We start from the raw sequence: 8,309 nt of genomic DNA, 5'->3' as shown, positions 1-8,309 counted from the left end.
GGTAGAACCTGAATACCGTCGACATCGTATCGCTGAAAATATGATGAATATGTTAGAGGAACTGGCAGAAAAAATGAAGTTCCAGCGTACTGTGCTGCAAACTCGTGAAGCGATGAGAGAAGCCGTATCGCTTTATGAGAAACTCGGATACTATCGTATCAATAATTATCCGCCTTATAACAGGCTCGAAGGTGCAGTCTGCTATGCTAAAAACCTGTGACAAAGGGGAGGTGCTTTTATGGCCGCTTTTGACAGAATATTATCGGGAATACCCGAAATGGACACAGCACTGGACAATATAAGGCTTGGCGACAATGTTGTATGGCGAGTTTCGGATCTTTCCGAGTTCAGGCTCTTCATGGAGCCTTACCTCAGACAGTCTATTGCAGACGGCAGGAATATCATATATTTCCGTTTTGCAAGTCACGAACCACTTGTGGAGAACTGCCCCGAGGTAAAGACTATTGAAGTTCCGCTTTCGCACAGATTTGAGACCTTTACTGTTGATATACACAACGAGATCGAGAAAGCCGGCAGGGACGCCTTTTACATATTCGACTGCCTTTCGGAATTGCAGGCGATGTGGGCGACAGACCTTATGATGGGCAACTTTTTCCGCGTGACCTGTCCGTTCCTGTTTATACTTGACACAGTTGCATTTTTTCCTATAATTCGAGGCAAACACTCAGTTCATGCCATAAACAAGATACTGAACACAACACAGCTTTTTCTCGATGTATATTCAGATAAAAAGAATGTGTATGTACGTCCGGAAAAGGTGTGGAACAGAAACTCCGACACCATGTTCCTGCCTCATACCTATGAACCCGAGACAGGACGTTTTAGACCGATACTTGACGGTGTAAAATCCAGCAGATTCTATCAGGTACTAGGAAACGCACAACGTTCCGCAGACGAGCAGTTCATGGACTCGTGGGACAGGTCGTTCAAGAAAGCCAAAGTTCTCTATGAAAATGGCATTGATATAACCGAGCAGTGCAGTAATATGTGCAATATAATGATGACAAGGGACACGAAAATGCGTCAGATGGTCAAGAAACACTTCCGTCCCGAGGATTATTTCAGTGTCCGCGACCACATGATAGGCACTGGTATGATAGGCGGAAAGGCCTGCGGTATGCTGCTTGCGCGAGCCATTATCCGCAACACCGAGCCTGATATAAATGAAGTTCTTGAACCACATGATTCTTTCTATGTAGGCTCTGACGTTTACTATACTTACATCGTAGACAATAATTTCTGGGATATGCGTATAAAGCAGCGCACCGAAGAGGGATATTTCTCACTTGCAGATGAATTTGCAAAGCAGCTTATGAACGGTAAATTCTCTGATGAAATGCGCGAACAGCTGAACAGAATTATCGAATACTACGGACAGGATCCCTATATAGTCCGTTCAAGCAGTATCCTTGAGGATGGCTTTGGTAATGCCTTTGCAGGAAAGTACGAGTCGGTATTCTGTGCCAACAGAGGAACTTCTGAGGAAAGGCTTGAAGAATTTGAAAAGGCGATAAAAACAGTTTACGCAAGCACCATGAGCCTTTCCGCACTTGACTACCGTAAACGCCGCGGACTTGACAAGCGTGACGAGCAGATGTCCCTGTTAATACAGCGTGTATCAGGCTCTTACTACGGTGCATATTATATGCCCTGTGCGGCAGGTGTAGGTTATTCATACAGCCCTTACAGCTTCTTGAAAAGCTCCGATCAGTCCGCAGGTATGCTCCGTCTTGTAATGGGCCTTGGCACATCAGCTGTTGACAGAACAGAAGGTTCATATCCCCGCCTTGTAAGTCTTGACATGCCAGAAAAAACAGTATATTCGACTTATGCGGACAGGCACAGATTCTCACAGGGCAAGGTGGAAGTTATCAATACTTCTATCCATGATCTTGAACGTCTGTCCCTGAGAACAATAGAGCATGAGATACCTGAGTATCTGCATAATATACTGCTTGAACACGACTTTGATGCAGAGAGCAAACTGCGCGAAATGGGACGCAGAGTATCATCGACTTTTATTTCCTGTAAGGGACTTGTCAGCAATAAAACTCTCATGTCGCAGATGCAGAGAATGCTGCGCTGTATACAGGACGAGTACGAATATCCTGTGGATACTGAGTTCACTATAAATGTTTCTGACAGCGGCGAATACTCCATTGACCTTTTGCAGTGCAGACCGCTTCAGGTCATAAAGGATAAATCAGGAGTTGCTGTTCCAGATGATATACCGCAGGAGCATATACTACTCGAAAGCAAGGGAGCTTCAATGGGACTTTCAAAAGCATCAAAACTTGATATCATAGTTTATGTTGATCCTGTTGTGTACTATAATATGCCTTACAGCGAGAAAAATTCCGTTGCGAAAATGATAGGTAGAATAAACTGGACTTACCGCAACAGCGGCAAGCATATGATGCTCATGGTACCAGGAAGAGTCGGAACTTCATCGCCTGAATTGGGCGTACCTACTACCTTTGCGGACATAAGCGAATTTGACGTTGTCTGCGAAATGGAGGAAGCCCGTGTGGGCTACAATCCTGAGCTTTCCTATGGCAGCCACATTTTTCAGGATTTAGTAGAGGCAGAAATACTGTACACAGCTGTATTCAATAATAGCAAAACACTGAATTTTGCTCCCGATAAGCTGAGCGAATTGAGAAATATGCTTGAGGATATCGACGAAAACAGCGGTCTTGACGACGTTATACATATTTACGACGTGAGCCGCTGCAAATGTGAGCTATTCAACGACATCAAGAACGAACACCTTCTTATAACAATCTGAGCAATGGGGCTTATCTACAAGGATAAGCCCCATTTTACTGGAGTGAGTATTATGAAATTGACATTTCCGCCTATAGGGGCAAGAATAGTAAAATCATCTATAGCTGTCGGGCTGTGTATGACGGTATATTTCATAAGAACATTTCTGCCTGTCGGTAACGGCATACCTTTCTATGGAGCACTGGCAGCTTTATGGTGTATACAGCCCTATACCAACACCACCAAAAATAATGCCCTGCAGCGTTCTGTGGGTACGCTTACAGGTGCAGTTTACGGACTGCTCTTTCTGCTACTATTCCGCAGACTAAGTTTAGTCATACCTGAGCTTGTCTATATTTCAGCAAGTATTTTCATAATTCCAGTGATATACACAACTGTTGTTATGAACAAGCGGAATGCCTCTTTTTTCTCATGCGTTGTGTTCTTGAGTATTGCTCTCACACATTCATTTGACGATAATCCGTATCTTTTCGTTCTGAATAGAGTTATCGATACGTTCATAGGAATAATCATAGGAGTTATTGTGAACGACTTCCGTTTGCCTGTGAAACGTGATGATACTACACTTTATATAAGCGGTATTGATGATGTGCTCATCTCGCAGACCTCTAATTACAGTAAGGTTGAACTTAACAGGCTTATCCGTAGCGGAGTGAAATTCACTGTTTCAACTACACATACTCCTGCTGAGGTAATGGCAATAATGAGCGACACGGAGCTGCAACTTCCACTTATAGTTATGGACGGTGCAGCGATATATGACATAAAGGAAAAGAAATATCTTGAAATGGCTTATCTTTCAAAAAATGTTTCCGCAGAATCTGAAAGAATAATTTCAGAATGTGGATTGCACTGTTTTGTTAATGTCATGCTTGATACCACGTTGCTGATATATTACGGTAAATTTCGGAATAGCGCTGAAAAAAAACAGTATGAAAACAACAGGCATTCACCGTACAGAAATTATATCAAATCAGAATACCGCAAAAAAGACGCAGATGAGAATATTCTTTATATAACAGTTCTTGCCGAAAAAATAGACATATTTCTTCTTGAAAGAAAACTTCGTCAAAAGCTCGGAGTAAGCGCAAGAATAAACATATCTGATTCCGAATATGACGGATTCATGTATCTGAAGATTTTCTCTTCGGATGCTTCAAAGGAGAACATGTTGTCGAAGCTGAAGAAATACACAGGAACTGAGAAAGTCATCACATTCGGCAGTATCAAGGGAAAATATGATGTTTATATCAATGACGGTGGGAATGCTACTGTAAAAAAGCTGAAAAAGATTTGCAGATTGAATGGCAGATATTGAAAAATACAAACAGAATGGAGAATAGATAATGATAACCTTAAATGACTATTTGTTTTCTGGAGATACTGTATTGAAAATACTTCATCAGTATTCAAATGACTTAAGAAATAGTGCAAAAGAAAATCACAACAGCATTGACCTTTCGCACTCAAATTTTCTGATACAGATAATTGAACTGCTTGAACACAACGACTTTCTAACCTCTCAATCACAGAGAATAAAAGAATTCTACAAATACATGACGAGGGAATATCCTTTCCTTGCATTCACATTCAAGGGACGAATAAAGTCACTTATACGCGCAGAAGAAAAATTCAATGGATATATCCTTGAATACATATACAAGTATTATAAGGCACATGGGAAGTTTCCGTCAGAAGCCGAGATAAAAAGTAAACTTATATGCTTTCGCGATCTTATCGCTTACCGAATAGTTATTTCAATGCCTTCCTGTCATATTAAAAACGCAGATGAAAAAAGCGAGATTGAGAAAAAGTATCTCTACGAGATAGCTGATGTAGTGCCAGAATTCCTTGAGGAAAGAGGCTTTACGGCAGAGCTTTCGGGCTTCAACGAGGACAGGTATTCCGATAAGCTCAAAGAGGCAGTTAGACCATATTACCGCGACTATGTGACATTTCCAAGAAGTACCGGATACCAGTCTATACACATAACCTTTTATGACAATCTTGCCCGATGCTATACAGAATTGCAACTCCGCACCAAAGATATGGACGACTTTGCTGAGATAGGCGACGCCAATCACTTCGGCTATGAAAAATTACAGGAAACAAGACGTACCAAGCGCGATGAAATACCTATAGGAGAATGCGTTTATTTTGACGATGCATACGAGCGCCTTACCAAATTGCAGGAACTTGAGCTTGCTAATATAGATGTAAATATGTTCAAGGCTATAAACAATCAGCTGATAAACGACGGCTGCGGACTGTTCAGAGGACGTCAGATCCTGCCTTTCGAGCATTTGTCACGTTTTCAGAATGATCTTATAGATTAACAATGTTCGAATAATATATTATTAATGAAAAAATCAGCTTTTTGCAGCTTGCTTTGATGCTGACCGCGTTACAGCTGATGAGCTTACAACAGGCACAAAGCATGATTTCACCAGCAGAAGTGTATTACCGCCTTATTAAGCTCAAATCTTGAAATGAAAAGATGAATTTCCTTATCAATCAGCAATGCTTGACAAAATCCATGAAAATAAGGCGGCTGTTTTCATCTTTGAGGTAAGAGAATTCGGGATGCCACTGAACTGCCCAAAGAAATTTCTGTTTCGGAGCGTAAACGGCTTCAATAAGTCCGTCCGGAGATGTTGCCATAGGTAAAAGCTCTGAGGACAGCTCTCGTACCCCCTGGTGATGATAGCTGTTTACAGGAATATAATCTTTTTGTAAAAGATCTTTCAGCGGAGAGAACGGTTTTATTTTCACTTCATGTATCGGAACATCATACGGCGGTTGCTGACAATGTGTTATTGTATCTGAGAACTGGGATGGTATATCCTGCCACAGTGTTCCGCCAAGTGCGGCATTTATAAACTGTATTCCGCGGCATATACCGAGAATCGGCTTATCAGACTTCATTGCACGTTTAAGGAGCATCCCTTCCATAATATCACGTTCGGAGCTGCACTCGCCACAAGCACCAATCTTTCTAGCAGAGTACAGCTTCGGATCAACGTCCTGTCCACCTGTGAACAGAAAGCCATTGCACATATCTGTTATCTGGTCGATATCTGTATTGTTGCTTATCAGTGGCAGCATTACAGGCATACCTCCTGCTTCAATTATACCTCCGAAATACCCTGGTAGCATCCAATAGCAGCTTTTATTGTAATCTATAAGAGGGATAACTCCTATAACAGGTCTATCGCTCATAAAATTCCTCCTCCAATATAAAAAGGTGCATACGATAAATATCGCAGCACCCTTGCTTTATATAAAGATTATAGTATTTTTTATCAGGAAAGTCAAGGCATTCTACATCGGTATATTTATGTAAAGCTTGCATCTTTGTTATGTTTGCATTGCTTTTTGCATTTAAAGCGGCAAAAAATTATTAAAACTTCCAAAGTTAGTAAAAATAGATTGACAAACAGAAATTAAAAGCATATAATGACATTGTAAACAGCAAAGGAGCTGCGGATATAAAGTCCGCAGCTCTTTTTGGTTTTATAGCGCTAATTCCATACACAAAGGGGTGTATGAAGTCTTAGGACTTCTGCGCCCCTTTATTATTTTTGCTGTAACTTATTAAGGAGGATTTTCTATGGACTCTCAGACTATTTTACAACAAGCCTTAGATGAGACAAACGGTCTGGTCTTTGGTGTATGGTTTCTTATAGGTGCTGCTCTCGTATTCTTTATGCAGGCAGGCTTTGCAATGGTGGAGACGGGCTTCACCCGTGCCAAGAATGCAGGCAATATCATTATGAAAAACCTTATGGACTTCTGTATCGGTACAGTTGTTTTCATTCTCATAGGCTTTGGCCTTCTCTTCGGTGAAGACCTTGTCGGTATAATCGGTGCTCCGGGATTTGATATCTTCACTTCCTACGGCAGCTTCGACTGGTCAAACTTCGTTTTTAACCTTGTATTCTGTGCAACGACAGCTACTATCGTTTCGGGTGCAATGGCTGAAAGAACAAAATTCTTATCCTACTGCGTTTACTCGGCTATAATCAGTGCAGTCGTTTATCCTATAGAGGCTCACTGGGGCTGGGGCGGCGGCTGGCTCAGCCAGTGGGGATTCCACGATTTCGCAGGTTCAGCTCATATCCACATGGTAGGCGGTATTGCAGCTCTCGTAGGTGCTTCTATACTCGGACCAAGAATCGGTAAGTTCCACAAGACAAAGGACGGCGAGATTAAGGTAAATGCTATCCCCGGACATAACCTTACGATTGGAGCTCTCGGATGCTTCATCCTCTGGTTCGGATGGTACGGATTCAACGGTGCAGCATGTACATCAATTGATCAGCTCGGTTCAGTATTCCTTACAACAACAGTTGCTCCTGCTATTGCAACAGTTACCTGCATGATCTTCACATGGGTAAAATATGGCAAGCCTGATGTTTCAATGTGTCTTAACGCATCACTGGCAGGTCTCGTTGGTATCACAGCTCCCTGTGATGTAACAGACTGTCTCGGTGCTTCAATAGTTGGTATCGTTTCGGGACTTCTCGTTTGCTTCGGCGTATGGTTCCTTGATTACAAGCTCCACATAGACGATCCTGTTGGTGCAGTAGCAGTTCATATGATGAATGGTATCTGGGGAACAATAGCAGTTGGTCTCTTTGCAAATCCTGAAGTTCCCGGTTATTCGCTTGTTGATCAGAACGGCGATCAGCTTGCAGGTCTGTTCTACGGCGGCGGTTTTGGCCTCCTGGGAAGACAGCTCACAGGCTTTGTGACAATCGCAGTATTCACAGCAATCTCAATGGCAATAGTATTCTATGCTATAAAGAAGACAATTGGTCTCCGCGCTTCCGAGCAGGAGGAGATCTTAGGTCTTGACGTTACAGAACACGGTCTTATTTCCTCTTACGCAGACTTTGCTCCTGCACTTACTGATGCAGGTATGCATGGCTATACAAAGGACGACGCAAAGAGCGTTGAGAAGGTAGAAAAGAAGAAGGATACAAAGAAAACAGAAAAGAAGCCTGCTGCTACAGTTGATGAAGCAGTTGAGGTTAAGAACTATTCCACACCTTCACCAGACGGTGCAACAAAGCTTACAAATATCGTTGTAATATTCAAACAGCAGAAACTCCAGCAGTTCATCGAGGCTATGGAACACATAGATGTCAAGGGCATTACAGTTACAAACGTTCTGGGCTGCGGTATGCAGAACGGACAGACAAACTACTACCGTGGTGCTAAAGTAGAGATGAACCTGCTTCCTAAGGTAAAGGCTGAAATCGCAGTATGCGCAGTACCTGTAGATAAGGTAGTTGCAGCGGCTAAGGCTGCACTTTATACAGGCAATTACGGTGACGGTAAGATGTTCATTTATGACATTGAGAACGTTATCAAGATCAGAACAGGTGAAGAAGGATACAACGCACTTCACGATTCAGCGGAGTGGGAAAAAGCTTAAGCTGACAAGGGCGTCTGCGTGCATCTTAATTACAGATCTCCCGATGTATGCAGACTGCCTT

Annotated in this window: 6 protein-coding genes; 5 read left to right on the top strand and 1 reads right to left on the bottom strand. The window is 42.4% G+C overall.

What is annotated here, in order from left to right:
- The 4 genes from J6U00_RS05220 to J6U00_RS05205 form a co-directional block, all read left to right on the top strand.
- The coding region (locus J6U00_RS05220; protein ID WP_296579848.1) for a GNAT family N-acetyltransferase at positions 1 to 220 on the top strand (220 nt) is incomplete at its 5' end.
- A gap of 18 nt (positions 221 to 238) precedes the next feature.
- On the top strand, positions 239 to 2,809 hold the full coding sequence (locus J6U00_RS05215; RefSeq protein ID WP_296579845.1) for a PEP/pyruvate-binding domain-containing protein: 2,571 nt from the start codon (positions 239 to 241) through the stop codon (positions 2,807 to 2,809).
- Positions 2,810 to 2,860: 51 nt separating this feature from the next.
- Complete coding sequence (locus J6U00_RS05210; RefSeq protein WP_296579840.1) at positions 2,861 to 4,126, top strand: HAD hydrolase family protein; 1,266 nt, start codon at positions 2,861 to 2,863, stop codon at positions 4,124 to 4,126.
- A gap of 28 nt (positions 4,127 to 4,154) precedes the next feature.
- Complete coding sequence (locus J6U00_RS05205; RefSeq protein WP_296579838.1) at positions 4,155 to 5,144, top strand: guanosine polyphosphate pyrophosphohydrolase; 990 nt, start codon at positions 4,155 to 4,157, stop codon at positions 5,142 to 5,144.
- A gap of 178 nt (positions 5,145 to 5,322) precedes the next feature.
- Here J6U00_RS05205 and J6U00_RS05200 read toward each other — a convergent pair whose 3' ends face one another.
- On the bottom strand, positions 5,323 to 6,027 hold the full coding sequence (locus tag J6U00_RS05200; protein ID WP_296579835.1) for a gamma-glutamyl-gamma-aminobutyrate hydrolase family protein: 705 nt from the start codon (positions 6,025 to 6,027) through the stop codon (positions 5,323 to 5,325).
- 391 nt (positions 6,028 to 6,418) lie between these two features.
- Between J6U00_RS05200 and J6U00_RS05195 the strand changes: the two genes are divergently transcribed.
- The gene (locus J6U00_RS05195) at positions 6,419 to 8,248 is read left to right on the top strand and encodes an ammonium transporter (protein ID WP_296579833.1); all 1,830 of its coding nucleotides are present in this window, start codon (positions 6,419 to 6,421) and stop codon (positions 8,246 to 8,248) included.
- The last annotated feature ends 61 nt before the right edge of the window (positions 8,249 to 8,309 follow it).

It is taken from the genome of Ruminococcus sp. (assembly GCF_017650195.1).
Taxonomy (GTDB): domain Bacteria; phylum Bacillota; class Clostridia; order Oscillospirales; family Ruminococcaceae; genus Ruminococcus.
The sequence above is the reverse complement of the archived record's forward strand: the minus strand, read 5'-3'. Positions and strand labels throughout refer to the sequence as shown.

Bases quoted from the DNA above. Each gene is read 5' to 3' on its own strand.
- J6U00_RS05195 (WP_296579833.1), top strand. From the start codon at position 6,419: ATGGACTCTCAGACTATTTTACAACAAGCCTTAGATGAGACAAACGGT.
- J6U00_RS05210 (WP_296579840.1), top strand. From the start codon at position 2,861: ATGAAATTGACATTTCCGCCTATAGGGGCAAGAATAGTAAAATCATCT.
- J6U00_RS05215 (WP_296579845.1), top strand. From the start codon at position 239: ATGGCCGCTTTTGACAGAATATTATCGGGAATACCCGAAATGGACACA.
- J6U00_RS05200 (WP_296579835.1), bottom strand. From the start codon at position 6,027: ATGAGCGATAGACCTGTTATAGGAGTTATCCCTCTTATAGATTACAAT.
- J6U00_RS05205 (WP_296579838.1), top strand. From the start codon at position 4,155: ATGATAACCTTAAATGACTATTTGTTTTCTGGAGATACTGTATTGAAA.